This is a genomic window from Pseudomonas sp. GM24 (genome assembly GCF_000282235.1).
Classification (GTDB): domain Bacteria; phylum Pseudomonadota; class Gammaproteobacteria; order Pseudomonadales; family Pseudomonadaceae; genus Aquipseudomonas.
This window is the reverse complement of record NZ_AKJR01000073.1, coordinates 1-19953: the sequence shown is the minus strand read 5'-3', so window position 1 is coordinate 19953 and position 19953 is coordinate 1. Positions and strand designations below refer to the sequence as shown.

At 59.5% G+C, this 19953-nt stretch carries 19 protein-coding genes; 14 read left to right on the top strand and 5 right to left on the bottom strand.

What is annotated here, in order from left to right; all coding sequences use genetic code 11:
- Positions 1-364 precede the first annotated feature (364 nt).
- From PMI23_RS11325 to pdeM, 9 genes are all read left to right on the top strand, one after another.
- On the top strand, positions 365-1399 hold the full coding sequence (locus tag PMI23_RS11325; RefSeq protein ID WP_007918606.1) for a ligase-associated DNA damage response exonuclease: 1035 nt from the start codon (positions 365-367) through the stop codon (positions 1397-1399).
- The gene (locus tag PMI23_RS11320; RefSeq protein ID WP_007918607.1) at positions 1396-3084 is read left to right on the top strand and encodes an ATP-dependent DNA ligase; all 1689 of its coding nucleotides are present in this window, start codon (positions 1396-1398) and stop codon (positions 3082-3084) included. Before PMI23_RS11325 ends, PMI23_RS11320 begins: the two co-directional genes overlap by 4 nt.
- A gap of 325 nt (positions 3085-3409) precedes the next feature.
- Positions 3410-4192 carry a transporter substrate-binding domain-containing protein gene (locus tag PMI23_RS11315; RefSeq protein WP_007918608.1) on the top strand — a complete coding sequence of 261 codons (783 nt, stop codon included), beginning with the start codon at positions 3410-3412 and terminating at the stop codon, positions 4190-4192.
- Positions 4193-4248: 56 nt separating this feature from the next.
- Positions 4249-4977 carry an ABC transporter permease gene (locus PMI23_RS11310; protein WP_007918609.1) on the top strand — a complete coding sequence of 243 codons (729 nt, stop codon included), beginning with the start codon at positions 4249-4251 and terminating at the stop codon, positions 4975-4977.
- Positions 4974-5684 (top strand): ABC transporter permease, encoded by a 711-nt coding sequence (locus tag PMI23_RS11305; RefSeq protein WP_007918610.1) that lies wholly within the window; start codon positions 4974-4976, stop codon positions 5682-5684. The genes PMI23_RS11310 and PMI23_RS11305 overlap by 4 nt, the downstream gene beginning before the upstream one ends.
- Positions 5685-5696: 12 nt before the next feature.
- Complete coding sequence (locus PMI23_RS11300) at positions 5697-6815, top strand: succinylglutamate desuccinylase/aspartoacylase family protein (protein ID WP_007918611.1); 1119 nt, start codon at positions 5697-5699, stop codon at positions 6813-6815.
- Between the two features lie 13 nt (positions 6816-6828).
- Positions 6829-7584 carry an ABC transporter ATP-binding protein gene (locus PMI23_RS11295; RefSeq protein WP_007949823.1) on the top strand — a complete coding sequence of 252 codons (756 nt, stop codon included), beginning with the start codon at positions 6829-6831 and terminating at the stop codon, positions 7582-7584.
- A 178-nt stretch (positions 7585-7762) separates the two neighbouring features.
- On the top strand, positions 7763-10252 hold the full coding sequence (locus PMI23_RS11290) for a ligase-associated DNA damage response DEXH box helicase (protein ID WP_007918613.1): 2490 nt from the start codon (positions 7763-7765) through the stop codon (positions 10250-10252).
- A complete protein-coding gene (gene pdeM / locus PMI23_RS11285) occupies positions 10249-10905 on the top strand; it encodes a ligase-associated DNA damage response endonuclease PdeM (protein WP_007918614.1) in 657 nt (218 codons plus the stop codon). Before PMI23_RS11290 ends, pdeM begins: the two co-directional genes overlap by 4 nt.
- 46 nt (positions 10906-10951) lie before the next feature.
- Here pdeM and PMI23_RS11280 read toward each other — a convergent pair whose 3' ends face one another.
- Both PMI23_RS11280 and dcd read right to left on the bottom strand, forming a co-directional pair.
- Positions 10952-11161 (bottom strand): hypothetical protein, encoded by a 210-nt coding sequence (locus PMI23_RS11280; protein WP_007918615.1) that lies wholly within the window; start codon positions 11159-11161, stop codon positions 10952-10954.
- 106 nt (positions 11162-11267) lie between these two features.
- Entirely contained in the window at positions 11268-11834 is a 567-nt protein-coding gene (dcd, locus tag PMI23_RS11275; RefSeq protein ID WP_007918616.1) for a dCTP deaminase, read from the bottom strand.
- A gap of 354 nt (positions 11835-12188) precedes the next feature.
- Between dcd and PMI23_RS11270 the strand changes: the two genes are divergently transcribed.
- The gene (locus tag PMI23_RS11270) at positions 12189-12398 is read left to right on the top strand and encodes a cold-shock protein (protein ID WP_002554837.1); all 210 of its coding nucleotides are present in this window, start codon (positions 12189-12191) and stop codon (positions 12396-12398) included.
- Between the two features lie 164 nt (positions 12399-12562).
- Here PMI23_RS11270 and PMI23_RS11265 read toward each other — a convergent pair whose 3' ends face one another.
- The gene (locus PMI23_RS11265; RefSeq protein WP_007918617.1) at positions 12563-13570 is read right to left on the bottom strand and encodes a DUF481 domain-containing protein; all 1008 of its coding nucleotides are present in this window, start codon (positions 13568-13570) and stop codon (positions 12563-12565) included.
- Between the two features lie 164 nt (positions 13571-13734).
- Here PMI23_RS11265 and PMI23_RS11260 point away from each other — a divergent pair, with 164 nt between their 5' ends.
- From PMI23_RS11260 to PMI23_RS11245, 4 genes are all read left to right on the top strand, one after another.
- Complete coding sequence (locus PMI23_RS11260) at positions 13735-14088, top strand: MGMT family protein (protein WP_007918619.1); 354 nt, start codon at positions 13735-13737, stop codon at positions 14086-14088.
- 43 nt (positions 14089-14131) lie between these two features.
- The gene (locus tag PMI23_RS11255; RefSeq protein WP_007918629.1) at positions 14132-15691 is read left to right on the top strand and encodes an AmpG family muropeptide MFS transporter; all 1560 of its coding nucleotides are present in this window, start codon (positions 14132-14134) and stop codon (positions 15689-15691) included.
- Between the two features lie 129 nt (positions 15692-15820).
- Positions 15821-17536, top strand: a complete 1716-nt coding sequence (locus tag PMI23_RS11250) for a proline--tRNA ligase (protein ID WP_007918631.1) — start codon at positions 15821-15823, stop codon at positions 17534-17536.
- A gap of 17 nt (positions 17537-17553) precedes the next feature.
- Positions 17554-18507: a hypothetical protein gene (locus PMI23_RS11245; RefSeq protein WP_007918633.1), complete on the top strand. Its 954-nt coding sequence runs from the start codon at positions 17554-17556 to the stop codon at positions 18505-18507.
- Positions 18508-18609: 102 nt separating this feature from the next.
- Here the strand turns inward: PMI23_RS11245 and dinB are convergent, their stop codons facing one another.
- Together dinB and PMI23_RS30005 are read right to left on the bottom strand one after the other, a co-directional pair.
- Positions 18610-19671, bottom strand: a complete 1062-nt coding sequence (dinB, locus tag PMI23_RS11240) for a DNA polymerase IV (protein WP_007918635.1) — start codon at positions 19669-19671, stop codon at positions 18610-18612.
- Positions 19668-19953: hypothetical protein (locus PMI23_RS30005; RefSeq protein WP_042704940.1), on the bottom strand; the 286-nt coding region annotated here is incomplete at its 5' end. The genes dinB and PMI23_RS30005, both read right to left, overlap by 4 nt.

Here is a 19953-nt window from a genome sequence, read left to right as displayed (position 1 = left end):
GGACTGATTGGGGGATGCTTGAGTCATACGCCGACCTGAAAGGGCACTGCCGAATCCAGAATCAACTCGGTTCGTGCCTTGCCGAATCCGTAATCGACTCGGTCTTACAGGTCGATGTAGCTGGCCAGACACCTCGGTCAACCCCCTCTCCCTCCGGGAGAGGGCTGGGGTGAGGGGCTTTTGATCTGGTCCAGAATCTGTGCTCGACTCGGTTTTTTCAGGTCGATGTCAATCGCCAGACACCTCGGTCGGCCCCCTCTCCCTCTGGGAGAGGGCCGGGGTGAGGGTTGCTCTTCAAAGTCGATAGAACTTCCGGACACGCGCCAGCCTCATAGCTAACAAGCCCCCCATTTCTGGTAACGACATGGACCTTGTTATCGCCCGCCCCGAAGGTCTTTATTGCCCTGCGGGAGATTTCTACATAGATCCGTGGCGCCCCGTCGAGCGCTCGGTCATTACCCATGCCCACGGCGATCACGCCCGTACCGGCAACCAGCATTACCTCGCCAGCAGCGCCAGCGAAGGGATTTTGCGCGCGCGTCTGGGGCAAGACATCAACCTGCAAACCCTCGCCTACGGCCAGCGCCTGACGCACCACGGTGTCACCTTGAGCTTTCATCCGGCCGGCCACGTGCTCGGTTCGGCCCAAGTGCGTCTGGAATACGGCGGCGAAGTCTGGGTCGCGTCCGGCGATTACAAGATCGAACCGGACGGCACCTGCGCCCCGTTCGAACCGGTGCGCTGCCACACCTTTATCACCGAATCGACCTTCGGCCTGCCGATCTACCGCTGGCAACCACAGGCGCAGGTGTTCAGCGAGATCAATCAGTGGTGGGCGGCGAATATTGCCGCCGGCAAGGCCAGCGTGTTGTTCTGTTACTCGTTCGGCAAGGCCCAGCGGATTCTCCACGGCATCGATGAATCCCTCGGCCCGATCCTCAGCCACGGTGCGGTCGAACCGCTGAATCGGGTCTACCGCGAGGCTGGTGTGTACCTGCCGCCGACGATCTACGCCGGCGACTTGAAAAAAAGCGATCCGATCATGCGCCAGGCCCTGGTCATCGCTCCGCCCTCGGCCGGAGGCAGCACCTGGATGCGTCGCTTCGGCGAGTTCAGCGACGCGTTCGCCAGCGGCTGGATGCGTTTGCGCGGCACCCGGCGGCGGCGCGGCGTCGATCGTGGTTTCGTGCTTTCCGATCACGCTGACTGGCCCGGCCTGCTCTGGGCCATTGAGCAAACCGGCGCAGAGCGGGTGATGGTCACCCACGGCTCGATCGGCGTGCTCGTGCGGCATCTGCGCGAACAGGGTCTGGATGCCCAGGGTTTCAATACCGAATACGGCGATGACGAAGAAGAAAACCTCGCCACCGAACCGACCATCGCCGAGATGCCAGCATGAGAGCATTCGCCGAGTTGTACGCCGAACTCGACGCGACCACGTCAAGCAACGCCAAACTGGCGGCAATGCAGACTTACTTCGCCCAGGCCGAACCGCATGACGCCGCGTGGGCGGTGTACTTCCTCTCCGGGGGGCGGCCCCGGCAACTGGTGCCGGTCCGAATCCTGCGCGAACTCGCCGTCTCAGTCTCCGGCCTCGAGCCGTGGCTATTCGAGGAAAGCTATCAAGCGGTCGGCGACCTGGCGGAAACCATTTCTCTGGTACTCGCGGAAAACCTGCACAGCTCCGAAGCCGGCCTCGCCGAATGGATCGAAGACAAACTCCTGCCGCTGCGCGGTGAAACTCCGGAATACCTCAGCCGACAACTGCCCGCCCTGTGGGCGCAACTGGATCGATCGAGCCTGATGCTGTGCATCAAATTGATCACCGGCAGTTTCCGCGTCGGCGTCTCGAAACTGCTGGTTACCCGCGCCTTGGCGTCGATGGCCGGGCTGGACAGCAAACGCGTGGCGCAGCGTCTGGTCGGCTACACCGACCTGTCCAATCGGCCGAGCGCCGCCAGCTACCTGAAACTGATCGCCCCGGAATCCAGCGATGAGCATGCCCAGCGCGGCGGCCAGCCCTACCCGTTTTTCCTCGCCCACGCCTTGTCGCAACCGGTGGAAGAATTCGAAGCGCTGATCGGCCCGGCCAGCGACTGGCAAATTGAATGGAAATGGGATGGCATCCGTGCACAAGTGGTCAAGCGTGAAGGCCGGCTGTGGATCTGGTCGCGGGGCGAGGAACTGGTGACCGAGCGCTTTCCCGAATTGGAAGTGCTGGTACACGGCTTGCCCGACGGCACGGTGATCGACGGCGAAATCGTCGTGTGGAAAAGCACGCATCCGCGTACTGAAGATGCTTTCGATCCGCAATCGACCGAACCTGCGGCGGTGCAACCCTTCGCCTTGCTGCAACAACGCATCGGCCGCAAAACCCTCGACAAGAAAATCCTCGAAGACGTGCCGGTGGTGGTGCTCGCTTACGACTTGCTTGAATGGCAGGACGAAGACTGGCGCAACCAGCCGCAGGCCAAACGTCGCGCGCAACTGGAAGACGTCATCGCCCGCTGTAACAGCCCGGTATTACTGCCCTCACCGGTGCTGACCGGCAGCGACTGGTTCGACCTCGCCCGCCAGCGCGAGTCATCGCGGCGCTTGGGTGTCGAGGGCATGATGCTCAAGGCGCGGGATTCGCTGTACGGCGTCGGCCGCACCAAGGACATGGGCGTGTGGTGGAAATGGAAGGTTGATCCGTTCAGTGTCGATGCCGTGTTGATTTACGCCCAGCGCGGTCATGGTCGGCGCGCCAGTTTGTACAGCGATTACACCTTTGCCGTGTGGGACGGCCCACCCGAGTCCAGCCAACGCGCGCTGGTGCCGTTTGCCAAAGCCTATTCGGGGCTGACCGATGAAGAAATGCGCCAGGTCGACAGCATTGTGCGCAAGACCACGGTGGAGAAATTTGGGCCGGTGAGTAGCGTGAAACCGAGTCTGGTGTTTGAGCTGGGCTTCGAAGGCATCGCCCTGTCGCGGCGGCACAAGAGCGGCATCGCGGTGCGTTTCCCGAGGATGTTGCGCTGGCGGCAGGATAAAACCGTGGAAGAAGCGGATAGCCTCGCGACCTTGCAAGATCTGTTGGCCTGAGCCCAATCTCCCGGACATTGATCGTTCCCACGCTCCGCGTGGGAATGCAGCCTGGGACGCTCCGCGTCCCCCCAAAAGCCAAACGCGGAGCGTCCGTTGAGGCATTCCTTTGCTGCGCATGGGAACGATCAGCCACAAAACAGTGCATGCTTTCTGCAATGCCCATTTCCGGGCATTCAAACGCCCTCATCCCTCCGCGCCCAACCTTTTAAAACACTTGTTCGGGACTCTGGTTCGGAAATTGCTACTTTCTATAGGTCGTACGCGTTCCAGTAACAATAATTCTGCGCCACAAGCGCTCATATTGGTTCTTAGGGATTGAATAATGAAAAAAGCATTGCTGACCCTTTCTGCACTGGCGTTGTGCATGGCCGCTGGCTCCGCGCTGGCCAAGGAATACAAAGAGTTGCGCTTTGGCGTTGACCCTTCGTACGCACCGTTCGAGTCGAAAGCGGCCGACGGCAGCCTGGTGGGCTTCGACATCGATCTGGGCAACGCGATCTGCGCCGAACTGAAGGTCAAGTGCAAGTGGGTCGAAAGTGACTTCGACGGCATGATTCCGGGCCTCAAAGCCAACAAATTCGACGGTGTGATCTCGTCGATGACCGTGACCCCGGCCCGCGAAAAAGTCATCGACTTCTCCAGCGAGCTGTTCTCCGGCCCGACCGCTTATGTGTTCAAAAAAGGCTCCGGTATCACCGCAGACGTCGCATCCCTCAAGGGCAAAACCGTCGGCTACGAGCAGGGCACCATTCAAGAAGCCTACGCCAAAGCCGTGCTGGACAAGGCCGGCGTGAAAACCCAGGCCTATCAGAACCAGGATCAGGTGTATTCCGACCTGACCTCTGGCCGTCTCGACGCCGGTATCCAGGACATGCTGCAAGCCGAACTGGGCTTTTTGAAGTCGCCACAGGGCGCCGACTATGACGTCAGCAAGCCAGTCGACAGCGAATTGCTGCCAGCCAAAACCGCTGTCGGTATTAAGAAAGGTAACACTGAGCTGAAAGCGCTTTTAGATAAAGGTATCAAAGCGTTACACGATGACGGCAAATACGCCGAGATTCAAAAGAAACACTTTGGCGATCTGAATCTGTACAGCGGCAAATAATGCCCCGGCGCCCATCCTCGATGGGCGCCTTTTCCATCCGCTCAGGTTGCTGATTTATGTTCGAAAACCTCTTACAAAATCTGGGGCTCTCCGCCTTCAGCCTCAAGGGTTTTGGCCCGTTGCTGTTGGAAGGCACCTGGATGACCATCAAATTATCGGCGTTGTCGCTGTTGGTGGCCGTGTTGCTCGGCCTGCTTGGCGCCAGTGCCAAACTGTCAAAAGTCAAACTGGTGCGCCTGCCCGCGCAGCTCTACACCACGCTGATTCGCGGGGTGCCGGATCTGGTGCTGATGCTGCTGATCTTCTACAGCCTGCAGACCTGGCTGACGTCTCTGACCGATTATCTGGAATGGGAATACATCGAAATCGACCCGTTCAGCGCCGGGGTGCTGACCCTGGGTTTCATTTATGGTGCGTATTTCACCGAAACCTTCCGTGGCGCGATCCTCGCCGTGCCGCGCGGACAGGTTGAAGCGGCCACAGCGTATGGCCTCAAACGCGGCCAGCGCTTTCGCTTCGTGGTGTTTCCGCAAATGATGCGCTTCGCCCTGCCGGGTATCGGCAACAACTGGATGGTGATGCTCAAGGCCACCGCGCTGGTGTCGATCATTGGTCTGGCCGATCTGGTCAAAGCCGCGCAGGACGCCGGTAAAAGCACTTATCAACTGTTCTACTTCCTGGTTCTCGCCGCATTGATCTATCTGCTGATCACCAGTGCCTCGAATTTCATCCTGCGCTGGCTCGAACGTCGCTACGCCGCCGGTGCCCGGGAGGCCGTACGATGATCGAACTTTTGCAGGAATATTGGCGAGCCTTCCTTTATACCGATGGCCAGAACATTACCGGGCTGGCGATGACGATGTGGCTGCTCAGCGCTTCGATCTTCTTCGGTTTCCTGGTGTCGATTCCGCTGTCGATTGCACGGGTTTCGCCGCACTTCTACATTCGCTGGCCGGTGCAGTTTTACACCTACCTGTTCCGTGGCACGCCGTTGTATATCCAGTTGCTGATCTGCTACACCGGGATCTACAGCCTGGCCGCCGTGCGTGCGCAGCCGTTGCTCGACAGTTTCTTTCGCGATGCGATGAACTGCACGATCCTCGCCTTCGCCCTGAATACCTGCGCCTACACCACGGAGATTTTCGCCGGGGCGATTCGCAGCATGAACCATGGCGAAGTCGAAGCGGCCAAGGCTTACGGGCTGACCGGCTGGAAGCTGTATGCCTACGTGATCATGCCGTCGGCGCTGCGCCGTTCGTTGCCGTATTACAGCAACGAAGTGATCCTGATGCTGCACTCGACCACCGTGGCCTTCACCGCGACCATCCCCGACATCCTGAAAGTCGCCCGGGACGCCAACTCGGCGACCTTCCTGACTTTTCAGTCGTTCGGCATCGCCGCGCTGATCTACCTGACCATTACCTTTGCGCTGGTCGGCTTGTTCCGCCTTGCTGAACGCCGATGGCTGGCTTTCCTCGGGCCGACTCACTAGGACACCTTTGCAATGCGCCACCTGATTCATGACTTGCTGGCCCCGCTGCCGGGGACCGCACGACAGATCCACAGCTTCCACTTCGGCCCGGAACAGGCCAAGGGCAAGGTTTACATTCAGTCTTCGCTGCATGCCGACGAATTGCCGGGCATGCTCGTCGCCTGGCATCTCAAACAGCGTCTGGCCGAGCTGGAGGCCGCAGGCCGCCTGCGCAGCCAAATCGTGTTGGTGCCGGTGGCCAACCCGGTCGGCCTCGAACAAGTGCTGATGGACGTGCCGCTGGGCCGTTACGAACTGGAGAGCGGGCAGAACTTCAACCGCTGGTTCGTCGACCTCAGCGAGGAAATCGGCAACGCCATCGAGGGCAGGCTGAATGACGATGCACAGCACAACCTTGAACTGATCCGCAGCCATCTGCGCAATGCCCTCGCCCGCCAGACTGCCAGCACGCAACTGCAATCCCAGCGCCTGATCCTGCAACGGCTGGCCTGTGATGCGGATATGGTGCTCGACTTGCACTGCGACTTCGAATCGGTGGTTCACCTCTACACCACGCCCGAAGCGTGGCCGCAGGTCGAACCGCTGGCGCGCTATATCGAAGCCCAGGCGAGCCTGCTGGCCACTGACTCCGGCGGTCAGTCGTTCGACGAATGCTTCACGCTGCTGTGGTGGCAATTGAAAGAGCGCTTCGGCGAACACTTCGAGATTCCGCTGGGCAGTTTCTCCGTGACCGTCGAGTTGCGCGGCCAGGGTGACGTTACCCATCCGCTCGCCAGTCGCGACTGCCAGGCACTGATCGATTATCTGATCCAGTCCGATGCGATCGTCGGCGAGACCAAACCGCAACCACCGCTGCCGTTCCCCGCCACGCCGCTGGCCGGTGTGGAACCGGTGACCACCCCGGTCGGCGGCCTGCTGGTGTATACCGCCAAGACGGGGCAATACCTCGAAGCCGGGCAGCAGATCGCCGAAATCATCGACCCTATCCACGACCGGGTCACCCCCATTCATTGCACCAGCGCCGGCGTGATGTACGCCCGTTCGCTGCGACGCATGGCCACTGCCGGCATGGTCATCGCCCACGTCGCGGGCGCTGAAGCCTATCGCAGCGGCTACCTACTTTCGCCTTGAGGATGTCTGTCCCATGTACAAACTGACCGTTGAAGGCCTGCACAAAAGCTATGGCGACCATCAGGTGCTCAAAGGCGTTTCGCTCAAGGCCAAGACCGGCGACGTGATCAGCCTGATCGGTGCCAGCGGTTCGGGCAAAAGCACCTTTTTGCGCTGCATCAACTTTCTCGAACAACCCAACGACGGCGCCATGAGCCTCGATGGCCAAGCGATCCGCATGGTCACCGACCGCCACGGCATGCACGTCGCCGATGCCGATGAACTGCAACGTTTGCGCACGCGGCTGGCGATGGTGTTCCAGCATTCAAGCCATATGACCGTGCTGGAAAACATCACCATGGCCCCGCGCCGGGTGTTGGGTTGCAGCAAACAGGAAGCCGACGATCGTGCGCGGCGTTATCTGGACAAGGTTGGTTTGCCGGCGCGAGTGGCCGATCAATACCCGGCGTTTCTCTCCGGCGGCCAGCAACAGCGCGTAGCGATTGCCCGGGCGCTGGCGATGGAGCCTGAGGTGATGTTGTTCGATGAACCGACCTCGGCGCTCGATCCGGAATTGGTCGGTGAAGTGTTGAAGGTGATTCAAGGGCTGGCGGAAGAAGGCCGGACCATGATCATGGTGACCCATGAGATGAGCTTCGCTCGTAAGGTTTCCAGCCAGGTGTTGTTTCTGCATCAAGGTCTGGTGGAAGAAGAAGGCGCCCCCGAGGAAGTCCTCGGCAACCCGAAAAGCGAACGCCTGAAGCAATTCCTCAGCGGAAACCTCAAGTAGCCCACGTTCCCCTGTAGGAGCTGCCGAAGGCTGCGATCTTTTGATCTTGTTTTGTAGAGATCAAGATCAAGATCAAAAGATCGCAGCCTTCGGCAACTCCTACACGGTCACCCTGATTAAACCTTTCGCCAACTGATGTGGTCACTGGAAGAACCCCTCCAGAGCGCGCGCAGCCCGCATGGCGAAATCCTCCGACCTGGCAAAAATCTGGTTCAGCGCCCGCGGCTGGAAGCCGTTCGCCTTTCAGAAAGATGTATGGGCGGCGGTCAAAAAAGGCGAATCCGGCCTGCTCCACGCCAGCACCGGTGCCGGTAAAACCTATGCCGTGTGGTTTGCCGCGCTCAATCGCTTCGCGCGCTCGCAGCCTGCCGTCGAAACACCGCGCAAACGCAAATCACCGGCCGAACCGCTGACCGTGCTGTGGATCACCCCCATGCGCGCCCTCGCCGCCGACACCGCGCGCGCTTTGCAAACACCGGTCGATGACCTGCAGATCCCGTGGAACATCGGCCTGCGCACCGGCGACACCAGCAGCAGCGAGCGCGCCCGCCAGAGCCGACGCCTGCCGACCACGCTGATCACCACCCCGGAAAGCCTGACCCTGCTGCTCGCCCGCGCTGATGCACAGGTGGCGCTGTCGACTCTGCGCATGATCGTCGTCGATGAATGGCACGAACTGCTCGGCAACAAGCGCGGCGTACAACTGCAACTGGCCCTCGCCCGCCTGCGGCATTGGCAGCCTGAGCTGATCGTCTGGGGCGTCTCGGCCACCCTGGGTAATCAATCCCACGCCGAGCAGGTGCTGATCCCACAGGGCGGCGGCATCAGCATTCAGGGGCAACGCGAAAAAACGCTGAAGGTCGACACCCTCCTCCCACCGGCCATCGAGCGTTTTCCCTGGGCCGGGCATATTGGTCTGAAGATGTTGCCGCAGGTCGTTGCCGAACTGGATGCTTGCGCCAGCACCTTGGTCTTCACCAATACGCGGGCGCAATCGGAAATCTGGTATCAGGCGCTGCTGGAGGCACGGCCGGACTGGGCCGGGCTGATCGCGTTGCATCACAGCTCCCTGTCTCGCGAGACTCGCGACAGGGTCGAACAGGCCTTGAAGAACGGGCATTTGAAAGCCGTAGTCTGCACTTCAAGCCTGGACCTGGGCGTGGATTTCCTGCCCGTCGAGCGCGTACTGCAAATCGGCTCGGCCAAAGGTGTCGCGCGCCTGATGCAACGGGCCGGACGCTCGGGCCATGCACCAGGGCGCACGTCGCGGGTGACGCTGGTGCCGACGCACAGCCTTGAGTTGATCGAAGCCGCCGCCGCCCGCGATGCCGTCGAACAACGGCGCATCGAACCACGCCTGTCACCGCACAAACCGCTGGATGTGCTGGTGCAACACTTGGTCAGCATGGCCCTCGGCGGTGGGTTTATTCCTGAAGAGTTGTACGAAGAAGTCCGCGGCGCCTGGGCCTATCGCGACCTGACACCCGCTGACTGGAGCTGGGCGCTAGCTTTCGTACGCCATGGCGGGATGTCTCTGACAGCCTATCCGGATTACCGCCGGGTCGAGCCGGACGAGCACGGCGTCTGGCGCGTACCGGATGCGCGATTGGCGCGGCGCCATCGCATGAGCATCGGCACCATCGTCAGTGACGCGAGCATCCATCTGAAATTCTGGAGCAAGGGCGGCGGTGGCAAACAGTTGGGCAGTGTCGAGGAAGGCTTTATCGCGCGGCTTAAACCGGGTGACGGTTTTCTCTTCGCCGGACGTTTACTGGAGTTGGTGCGGGTGGAAAACATGACCGCTTACGTCAAACGCAGCACGGCGAAGAAAGCCGCGGTGCCGCGCTGGAATGGCGGGCGGATGCCACTTTCCAACGAGTTGGCCGAAGCCGTGGTCAGGCGCTTCAGTGCCGCCGCGCAGGGTGAGTTTGTCGGCCCGGAAATGCAGGCGTTGCGACCGTTACTGGAAACGCAGATGCACTGGTCTGGCTTGCCCACCGCCGAAAATCTGTTGGCCGAAGTGCTGAAATCCCGCGAAGGCTGGCACCTTTTTCTCTACCCGTTTGCCGGGCGCCAGGTGCATCTGGGGCTGGCGAGCCTGCTGGCCTGGCGTGTCAGCCAGCGCCAGCCCGTGACGTTCTCGATCGCGGTGAACGATTACGGCCTGGAATTGCTCAGCGCCACGCCCATCGATTGGGCCGAGCATTTGAATACACAACTGTTCAACGCCGATCACCTGTTAAAGGATGTACTGGCCAGCCTCAACGCCGGCGAATTGGCGTTGCGACGCTTCCGTGAAATCGCCCGGATTGCCGGGCTGGTCTTCGCCGGTTACCCCGGTGCGCCGAAAAGCACCCGGCAGGTACAGGCGTCCAGCGGTTTGTTCTTCGAAGTGTTCAAACAATACGACGCCGACAACCTGTTGCTCGCACAGGCCGGGGAAGAAGTCCTACGAGAGGAATTGGATATTCAACGTCTGGAACAGACACTGGAGCACATCAACCGGATGAAACTCGACGTGCATCAGATAAAGCGTCCTACACCCCTGGGGTTTCCACTGCTGGTGGAGCGCATGCGCGAAAGCATGAGTTCAGAGAAACTCGCCGACCGCATCAGACGGATGGTTGGAGACCTGGAAAAATCCGCCGATAAGGGCAAACACCGATGAACGCGCCCTACCCTGTGCGACTTGCGGGTGAAGACCTCTGGTTGCTGCCGGAAAAGGCCCTGTACTGGCCGGCGCAACAGGCCTTGCTGATTGCCGATGTGCATTTCGGTAAAGCCGCCGCCTACCGCAGCCTCGGTCAACCGGTCCCGCAAGGCACTACCGCGAGCAATATTGCAGTGATTGACCGATTGCTGGCGAAAATGCCCTGCCGACAGCTGATATTCCTTGGCGATTTTCTCCACGGACCCGGCTCGCATGCCGTGGGGACTTTGCGCGAACTGGCCGAATGGCGTGCGCGTCATGTTGATCTGCCGATGACACTGATCCGCGGCAATCACGACAAACGGGCGGGCGATCCGCCGGAATCGCTGAATATCCGCGTCGTGCCCGAACCGCTGCTGATCGGGCCATTCGCCCTGCAACATGAACCGGACCCGCATCCTGAACGACACGTACTGGCCGGTCATGTGCATCCGGTCTATCGGTTACATGGCAAGGGCCGACAAAGCTTGCGCCTGGCGTGTTTCAGACTCAGCGAAGGCATCAGCCTGCTGCCGGCCTTTGGCGCGTTTACCGGGGGATATCCGGTCGAGAAGGAGCAAAGCTGCAGAATTTTCGTCATCGGTGACAACGAAATATGGCCAGTCAGTTGACGTCTTCACAGACCTCATCTGACTGGCCATTGGTTTTCAATGCAGATCAGGCAACCGGTGCCGGTGGCGGCTCGTCTGGAAGGGTCGGTTCGCCCGGCTCGGTCGGTTGTTCGTTGGGGGTATCGGGATCGGGCTGTCCGGGAATTCCGCCGGCCATGCTCAGTGGCGGATGCGCCAACAAGGACCAGGCCAATACGCCAATCTGATTGGGCTCGAGCCTTGCCAGTTCGGCAGTGATTTGCGGATCGATCTTCATAGGGCACTCCTCGCGAAGGCCCGTTTTGCCGAAAGCAAAAACGGGCAGTACACCCCATAGAGTGTCTGCCCGCCAAAGAATTCCCGCGATCTGTCGGATGGACCGATCAGGTGCGCGGCAAGGTCACGCCACGCTGGCCCTGGTACTTGCCACCGCGATCCTTGTAGGACACTTCGCATTCCTCGTCGGATTCAAGGAAGAGCATCTGCGCCACACCTTCGTTGGCGTAGATTTTCGCCGGCAGGTTAGTGGTGTTGGAGAATTCCAGCGTCACGTGGCCTTCCCACTCTGGCTCAAGCGGGGTGACGTTAACGATGATGCCGCAGCGCGCGTAGGTGCTTTTACCCAGGCAGATGGTCAATACATTGCGCGGAATGCGGAAGTATTCGACGGTGCTGGCCAGTGCAAAGGAGTTCGGCGGAATGATGCAGACGTCGCTATGGACGTCGACGAAGCTGCCCGGGTCGAAGTTTTTCGGGTCGACGATGGACGAGTTGATGTTGGTGAACACCTTGAAGTGATTGGTGCAACGTACATCGTAGCCATAGCTCGATACACCGTAGGAGATCACACGGCTGTCATCGCTGCCGCGCATCTGGCGCTCGACGAACGGTTCGATCATGCCGTGTTCCTGCGCCATGCGGCGAATCCACTTGTCCGATTTGATGCTCATGGCGGGGTGTCCTGAATAGCGAGGTGGAAAAATTCTGTCCGGCATCTTACCGGGCGCGCCGCCGGGTTCAAAGTGCGCGGTGCAATTCTCGCCGAACACCCATGAAATACGAGCTTTGGCGACGAACCGTCACACCGCCGATCCCGAAAACAGAGAAACCTTCGCAAGAAGCATTGGCACTTCTCGGAAACTGGGTTAAGGTGGCGTCACTGTGTTGCTTGTGTCACTGAGAATCTCTACACGATATGTTGAATTTCGATCCAACCATCTACAAGAATTTTTCCTGCTCTTTGCACTCAGTCTCGGCCAGGGTTCTTCCTGAGTCGCAGTTATCTTTGTTCAAGGAGTTACACCATGTCTAATCGCCAAACCGGTACCGTTAAGTGGTTCAACGATGAAAAAGGCTTCGGCTTCATCACTCCACAATCCGGTGACGACCTGTTCGTTCACTTCAAAGCTATCCAATCCGACGGCTTCAAAAGCCTGAAAGAAGGCCAACAGGTTTCTTTCATCGCTACCCGCGGTCAGAAAGGCATGCAAGCTGAAGAAGTACAAGTTATCTAACTTGTAGCTTCTTTAGAAAAGAGCCCCGCCCTTAAAAGCGGGGCTTTTTTGTGGGCGTCTGTTTTTCAGCTCGCAAAAAAAGATCGCAGCCTTCGGCAGCTCCTACAGAGGATTGATGTAAATCCTGTAGGAGCTGCCGAAGGCTGCGATCTTTTGCTTGCGCCTTACCAGGCCACGCCAAACCCGGCGGTATAACGGGTCTTGTTCAGATCGGCATCGTTAGTGCCACTGATGATGTCGCGCTCAGCCTTGAGGTTGAGCGACGCCCAGTCGGTGACCTTGTAACGCAGCCCCAATTCAGCATCCAGTGCGTAATCAGCAACTCCGGACAGTGGTTTGCCCACTTCACCGTTGGTGAAAAACTCGACTTTCTTGCCAATCAGGTAACGGTTGTAATCCCATTTCATGGCGACAGAGTAGAAGTTGTCCTTGCTGCCATCGCGGTACTCATAGTCCGTGCGGTTGAGCAGCGAGCCCAGCGAGAACGCGCCCAACTCGTCATCCCAGAACTGGTAGCCAGGACCGGTACCAACCACGCGCTGACGCGCCAGCTCTTCGATGTGATCGCGCTTGTAATTCAGACGACCCTGCCAGAACCATTTATCGGTCAGGAAGCGGTCGAGTGCATATTCGGCGCGCCAGTTGTTGGTGGTGGTCTCGTCGTCCTGCACTTCGCGGTTGTACTCGCCTTCGGCGGTATGACGCCAGCGACCATGACGTGCCGTGGTCTTGAAGCCGACATCGTAGTCATCGGTGTCCTTCTCGGCGCGCTGATAATCCAGCGCCAAGTCGACATTGCCCTTCCAGACCAGATCCTCGACCACCGGTTTCGGTTTGAGAATCTGCTGAATGCTCGCCAGCTCGACGGTTTTCGGCGCCTCGCCATTGGCCAGGGTGACCTTGCCATCTTCGGCGGCCGTCAGCGACTTGGACACTTCGCCGGTGTAGGCATCCTGTTTGACCAGCAAGTGCTGATCGCTGTCCAGCGTCTTGACCTCTTTCCAGTCGATGGTGACCGCACCGGCGTATTTGGTCTGGATCAACAGCTTGCCGCCGTCGAATACCGTAATGGTACCGCTCAACTTGTCACCGTTCTTCAACCAGACGGTATCGGCAAGCAGGGGCGTGGACGCGCTGAAAACAGCAAGGCACAGCAAGGATCTGGAAAACATAAGCGAATCGAAGGCTCAAGTTTGCGAAAAAGGTCGGCATTATCCGTAGGAATAAGACCCTGACAAGGACTGACCGAACGATTTCCGATGAGTTCATTTCTCAATTGCGCGATCACCGATTACTCTGAAAGCCATCAAACTGTTCATGCTCAGGAACCGCGTACGTGACAGACCCGCTCGACAGCGTTGAAAACGATGCGCAAATCCGACGCACGGCGCTCTACTCGACGCTCGCCCAAGTGCCCGAAGGCAAAGTCGTCAGCTATGGTCAGTTAGCTGAACTGGCCGGGTTGGGGCGCGCCGCCCGCTGGGTCGGCCGCACCTTGAGCCAGCTACCCGGTGATACCAAACTGCCCTGGCACCGAGTGCTGGGCGCCGGCGGTCGGATCAGCCTGCCGGTGGGCAGCCCATCGGGTGATGAACAACGGGCCAGATTGCGCATGGAAGGCATCACCGTCCTGAACAATCGTGTGGATATTCAGCGCCATGGCTGGCGTCCGGTAGAGCACAGCGGTTAGAGTGCGCGCTTTGTTTTCGCAATCTTGAGGCAGACTTCAGCCCATGCCCCGTAAAACCTGGCGCGCCGCGCTAGCCGCTTATGCCAGTCCTTCGACGCTCGTGCTGTTGTTGCTCGGTTTCGCCGCCGGCCTGCCGTACATGCTGGTATTTTCAACGCTTTCCGTCTGGCTGCGTGAAGCCGGTGTCGCCCGTGAAACCATCGGCTACGCCAGCCTGATCGGCCTGGCTTATGCGTTCAAATGGGTCTGGTCACCACTGCTCGACCAATGGCGCCTGCCGTTGCTGGGCAAACTCGGCCGTCGCCGTTCGTGGCTGGTGCTCTCGCAGGCCTTGGTGATTCTCGGCCTGGTCGGCATGGGTTTCTGCGATCCGCAGAAGCATCTGTCCTGGCTGATCGCCATTGCCGTCGTCGTCGCCTTCGCCTCCGCCACCCAGGATATCGCGGTGGATGCCTATCGCCTGGAAATCGCCGAAGACAACCGCCAGGCCGCTCTCGCCGCCAGTTATATGTCCGGGTACCGCGTAGCAGCGCTGCTGGCCACCGCTGGCGCACTGTTTTTCGCTGAGGGCTTCGGCTCCACAGGTTTCAATTATCAGCACTCGGCCTGGGCCGGCACTTACGCGCTGTTCGGCGCATTGATGATTCCTGCCCTGCTGACCACGCTGTTGATGCGCGAGCCGCCAGTGCCGCTACGCACTCAATTGCAGGCCGGACGCTATACCTTCATGCATCAACTGATGTCGGTGTTTGTGCTGATTATCTTGCTGGTCTCGGTACCGGCGATGTTCACCCAGCTCTACAACACCGATTTTGCCAGTGTGCTGTTCGGCGACATGAGTCCGCTTGACCTGCTGCTCGAAGACCGCGCCTTCCTGCGCGCGATTCTCTATACGCTGCTCACCGGTCTGTGTCTGTCGACCATGGGGCGTCGCGGCCTCGCACCGGTGCTGACACCGGTCAACGACTTCATTCTGCGCTACCGCTGGCAGGCACTGCTGCTGCTCGGCCTGATCGCCACCTATCGGATGTCGGACACGGTAATGGGCGTCATGGCCAACGTGTTCTATATCGATCAGGGTTTCACCAAGGATCAGATTGCCAGTGTCAGCAAGATCTTCGGCCTGATCATGACGCTGGTCGGCGCCGGCATGGGCGGTCTGCTGATCGTGCGCTTCGGCATTCTGCCGATTCTGTTCATCGGCGGCGCGGCCTCGGCCGCCACCAACCTGCTGTTCGTCATGCTCGCCGACATGGGTCCAAACCTGCAGATGCTGATGGTGACCATTTCCCTCGATAACTTCAGTTCGGGTCTGGCGACGTCGGCGTTCGTTGCCTACCTGTCGAGCCTGACCAACCTGAAGTTCTCCGCCACCCAATACGCCCTGCTCAGCTCGATCATGCTGCTGTTGCCGCGCCTGATGGGCGGCTATTCCGGGGTTCTGGTCGAGAAGTTCGGTTACCACAGCTTCTTCCTGATCACTGCCCTGCTCGGCGTGCCGACGTTGATTCTGATCGCGTTGCACTGGTTTCAGGAAAGCCGCCGCGAAGGCCCGACGCCAACGCCCGAGCCTGTGCCGACGCCGGTCGCAGAAGAATCGTAAGACGTTTCGGCAACGGCGGGAGGAATCTCGCCGTCGTGCCTCCCCACTGACCTCACGCCTGTACGTCGGCAAAACTCGCCGGTACACTGCGGAGTCATTTCCAGTCATAGCAACCGACAACGGCCAACCATGCGCACCAGTCAATTTTTGCTCGCCACACAGAAAGAAACGCCTTCCGACGCGGTCGTGATCAGCCACCAGCTGATGCTGCGCGCCGGCATGATCCGCAAACTCGCCTCGGGCCTGTACACCTGGCTGCCGATGGGCTTGCGAGTCATGCGCAAGGTTGAAGCCATCGTTCGCGAAGAGATGAACGCCGCCGGCTCTCTGGAAGTGTTGATGCCGAGCACCCAACCGGCCGAGCTGTGGCAGGAATCGGGGCGCTGGGAAGAATACGGCCCTGAGCTGCTGCGCATCAAAGATCGCCACGGTCGCGACTTCTGCGCGGGCCCGACCCACGAAGAAGTGATCACCGATCTGATGCGCAACGAGTTGAGCAGCTACAAACAGCTGCCAATCAACCTGTACCAGATCCAGACCAAATTCCGTGACGAAATCCGCCCACGCTTCGGTTTGATGCGTGGCCGTGAATTCATCATGAAGGACGCGTACTCGTTCCACGCTGATCAGGCGTCGCTGCAGGTCACTTATGACCGTATGCACCAGGCGTACTGCAACGTGTTCAGCCGTCTGGGCCTGAAATTCCGTCCGGTGGAAGCCGACAACGGTTCGATCGGTGGCGCCGGCTCGCACGAATTCCACGTACTGGCCGAGTCCGGCGAAGACGACATCGTCTTCAGCAACGGCTCCGACTACGCAGCGAACATCGAAAAAGCCGAAGCGGTGCCACGCGAAACCTCGCGTGCCGCTGCGACCGAAGAGCTGCGCCTGGTCGATACCCCAGACACCAAGACCATCGCGGCGCTGGTGGAAAAATTCAATCTGCCGATTGAGAAGACCATCAAGACCCTGATCGTGCGTGCCGAAGAAGAAGGCAAGCTGATCGCGCTGGTGATTCGAGGCGACCACGAACTCAACGAAATCAAGGCTGCCCAGCAACCGGGCGTTGCCAGCCCGCTGGTCATGGCCACCGATGCCGAACTGCGTGACGCCATTGGCGCCGGCGCCGGTTCGCTCGGCCCGCTGAACCTGCCGCTGCCAATCATCATCGACCGCTCGGTCGAACTGATGAGCGACTTCGGTATCGGCGCGAACATCGACGACAAGCACTACTTTGGCGTGAACTGGGAGCGCGATCTGCCGGTTCCGACCGTGGCCGACCTGCGTAACGTAGTCGCCGGTGACCCAAGCCCGGACGGCAAAGGCACGCTGGAAATCAAACGCGGTATCGAAGTCGGCCACATCTTCCAGCTGGGCAACAAGTACAGCAAGGCGATGAAGTGCGAAGTGCTGGGCGAGAACGGCAAGCCGGTAACCCTGGAAATGGGCTGCTACGGCATCGGCGTGTCCCGCGTGGTGGCGGCTGCCATTGAGCAGAACAACGACGAAAACGGCATCATCTGGAGCGACACTCTGGCGCCGTTCCAGATCGCTCTGGTTCCGCTGCGTTATGAAACCGAGCAGGTGCGCGAAGCCACCGACAAACTGTACGCCGAACTGACGGCCGCCGGTTTCGAAGTGCTGCTGGACGATCGCGACAAGAAAACCAGCCCGGGCATCAAGTTCGCGGACATGGAGCTGATCGGCATTCCTCACCGGATCGTGGTCAGCGACCGCGGCCTCGCCGAAGGCAACCTGGAATACAAGAGCCGTACCGAAGGCGAAGCGCAAGCATTGCCGGTGGCCGACGTATTGTCCTTCCTGCAGGCCCGTATCCGCCGCTGAAACCAGATAGAGACGTCATGTTCAAGCGAAACACCTTAGGCCTCGGTGGCACCGCCCTGTGCGGTGCCCTGCTGGTCAGCGGCTGTGCCAATCACATGTCACAACGCAGCGAGCACGAAGAGCGGGTCGAGCGGAAGTTGCTCGACCATAGCCTGCAGATTGATGTCGGCGAGCCTAAGGCGCTTGAGCTGCCGCAGCGACGCGTGAAGATCAACGAACAGAAGACTTTCGAAGTCACCGAGTTCGAAGTCACCCGTCGCTACGATCGCTACACGCCTTACCAGCCTTGGCGGGAGGTCTACGAGATCCCGCTGGGCGTGGTGGCCGTGGTCGGCGGCGTCGGCGCGAACGTGGTCAACGTTTTCGCTCTCGGCAATCTGCCGGACAGCGTCACCAAGGACTGGCTGAGCTACGGTTTTGCCGGGCTCAATCCGTTCATGAACGTGCAGTCCAATGGTCGCGCGCAGCAGAACCTGGCGGGTATCGATGAAGTCCAGCGCGACAAGCGCACGGAGTATTCGAGCCTGCCGTGGAGCGAGCGCCCGGTGCAGGTCAAGGCTGGCAAGCAGACCTTCGACATGACCACCGATCGTAACGGTGTGCTGCGTCTGAATCTGCTCGACAGCCCGTTTGCCGAAAATGACCTCAATCATGTCGGCAAGCTGCAGATCAGCGTCGAAGACAGCAAGGATGACGTGCACTCTGATTCGTCACTGATGATCAGCAGTCATCTGCGCGGCAAATTGCTGGAGGCGCACGGGCTGATTTACGACGACCTGGAAGACGACGAAGTGAGCCAGTGGGTACACCGGGTCAAACGTCTGTCGGAACTGGGTCTGGAAGAAGAAGCCAGCGAGCTGGAACAAAGCCTGATCGAACTCACGCGCAACGATCCTGAGCTGCAGACCGAGTTTCTCAAGTCGCTGACCAAGGATGCCGGGCGTCTGGTGGCAGATCCAGGACCGAATTAAGGCCTATTAAAAGATCGCAGCCTGCGGCAGCTCCTACATTGGAACGCATTTCAATGTAGGGGTGAGCCTGCTCGCGATGAGGCCCTTACATTCCGCAAAAATCTACCGCTCAAACAACTCCATCTGCTCAAACCCGCCGCGCAAATCCTCAAGCCTGACCCCCACCCCCAACAACCGCACCGGCTTCCCGCCGCGATTGAACGCCTGCGTCAGCATCAACTGATAGCTACCGAGATCCCGCCCTGCCCCGGCCTGCTCCAGCGTCGTCTGGGTAAAGTCATGAAACTTCACTTTGACGAACGGCTTGCCCGGCCGATAACTGCTGTCGATCCGCGCCATACGGCTTTTCAGGGTTTCCAGCAGCTCCGGCAGTTTGTCGAGGCAACTGCGTAGATCCGGCAGATCAACGTCGTAAGTATTTTCCACACTGATTGACTGACGCCGGCTGTCGTTGTGCACCAGCCGGTCATCGATCCCACGGGCCAGACTCCAAAGTCGCTCGCCAAAACTGCCGAATTCGCGCACCAACGCGAGCTTGTCCCACTCGCGCAGGTGCAGGCAGTCGACGATGCCGAGCCTGCCCAGTTTGTCGGCGGTGACCTTGCCGACGCCGTGCAGCTTGCTTACCGGCAAATCGCTGACAAAGTCTTCGACCTGATCCGGCGTAATCACGAACAAGCCGTTGGGCTTTTTCCAGTCACTGGCAATTTTCGCCAAAAACTTGTTCGGCGCCACACCGGCAGAAACGGTGATGTGCAATTGATTGGAGACTCGACGACGGATGTCTTGGGCGATGCGTGTGGCGCTGCCACCGAAATGCGCGCTGTCCGATACATCCAGATAAGCCTCATCCAGCGAAAGCGGCTCAATCAGGTCGGTGTAATCGGCGAAGATCGTATGAATCTCTTTCGAAGCCTCGCGATACGCATCCATGCGTGGCTTGACGATGGTCAGGTCCGGGCACAGTTTCAAGGCATGCCCCGACGCCATCGCCGAACGCACGCCATACGCGCGCGCTTCATAGTTGCAGGTGGCGATCACCCCGCGCCGGTCCGCCGAGCCACCCACCGCCAACGGCTTGCCGGCCAGACGCGGGTCATCGCGCATCTCGATGGCGGCGTAGAAACAGTCGCAGTCAATGTGGATGATTTTTCGCTGAGTCATGTCAGAAAAGGAAACGTGGCGAACCGGATCGGCAGTATCTCACTGACACCTGTATATAGCACCAGTGGTATGAATGTTCTTTCCAAGTGGTAGGAAATGTCCTTTGAATTTATTTTCTCAATCGACGAGTGGCCGCCAATAGAGCTGAAAGCCTTGCCCCGCCTGACCTGCAGCGTGACAAACACCCGCGAAAAAGCGCTAACCGATTGAACCTCAACAGTTTTTATCCAGATTGCGGGTTGACACCCCGGCGTTCCTCTGTAGAATGCCGACACACAGACG

Excerpts from the sequence above, each read along its gene's own strand:
- PMI23_RS11325 (WP_007918606.1), top strand. The coding sequence starts at position 365 with ATGGACCTTGTTATCGCCCGCCCCGAAGGTCTTTATTGCCCTGCGGGA.
- PMI23_RS11320 (WP_007918607.1), top strand. The coding sequence starts at position 1,396 with ATGAGAGCATTCGCCGAGTTGTACGCCGAACTCGACGCGACCACGTCA.
- PMI23_RS11315 (WP_007918608.1), top strand. The coding sequence starts at position 3,410 with ATGAAAAAAGCATTGCTGACCCTTTCTGCACTGGCGTTGTGCATGGCC.
- PMI23_RS11310 (WP_007918609.1), top strand. The coding sequence starts at position 4,249 with ATGTTCGAAAACCTCTTACAAAATCTGGGGCTCTCCGCCTTCAGCCTC.
- PMI23_RS11305 (WP_007918610.1), top strand. The coding sequence starts at position 4,974 with ATGATCGAACTTTTGCAGGAATATTGGCGAGCCTTCCTTTATACCGAT.
- PMI23_RS11300 (WP_007918611.1), top strand. The coding sequence starts at position 5,697 with ATGCGCCACCTGATTCATGACTTGCTGGCCCCGCTGCCGGGGACCGCA.
- PMI23_RS11295 (WP_007949823.1), top strand. The coding sequence starts at position 6,829 with ATGTACAAACTGACCGTTGAAGGCCTGCACAAAAGCTATGGCGACCAT.
- PMI23_RS11290 (WP_007918613.1), top strand. The coding sequence starts at position 7,763 with ATGGCGAAATCCTCCGACCTGGCAAAAATCTGGTTCAGCGCCCGCGGC.
- pdeM (WP_007918614.1), top strand. The coding sequence starts at position 10,249 with ATGAACGCGCCCTACCCTGTGCGACTTGCGGGTGAAGACCTCTGGTTG.
- PMI23_RS11280 (WP_007918615.1), bottom strand. The coding sequence starts at position 11,161 with ATGAAGATCGATCCGCAAATCACTGCCGAACTGGCAAGGCTCGAGCCC.
- dcd (WP_007918616.1), bottom strand. The coding sequence starts at position 11,834 with ATGAGCATCAAATCGGACAAGTGGATTCGCCGCATGGCGCAGGAACAC.
- PMI23_RS11270 (WP_002554837.1), top strand. The coding sequence starts at position 12,189 with ATGTCTAATCGCCAAACCGGTACCGTTAAGTGGTTCAACGATGAAAAA.
- PMI23_RS11265 (WP_007918617.1), bottom strand. The coding sequence starts at position 13,570 with ATGTTTTCCAGATCCTTGCTGTGCCTTGCTGTTTTCAGCGCGTCCACG.
- PMI23_RS11255 (WP_007918629.1), top strand. The coding sequence starts at position 14,132 with ATGCCCCGTAAAACCTGGCGCGCCGCGCTAGCCGCTTATGCCAGTCCT.
- PMI23_RS11250 (WP_007918631.1), top strand. The coding sequence starts at position 15,821 with ATGCGCACCAGTCAATTTTTGCTCGCCACACAGAAAGAAACGCCTTCC.
- PMI23_RS11245 (WP_007918633.1), top strand. The coding sequence starts at position 17,554 with ATGTTCAAGCGAAACACCTTAGGCCTCGGTGGCACCGCCCTGTGCGGT.
- dinB (WP_007918635.1), bottom strand. The coding sequence starts at position 19,671 with ATGACTCAGCGAAAAATCATCCACATTGACTGCGACTGTTTCTACGCC.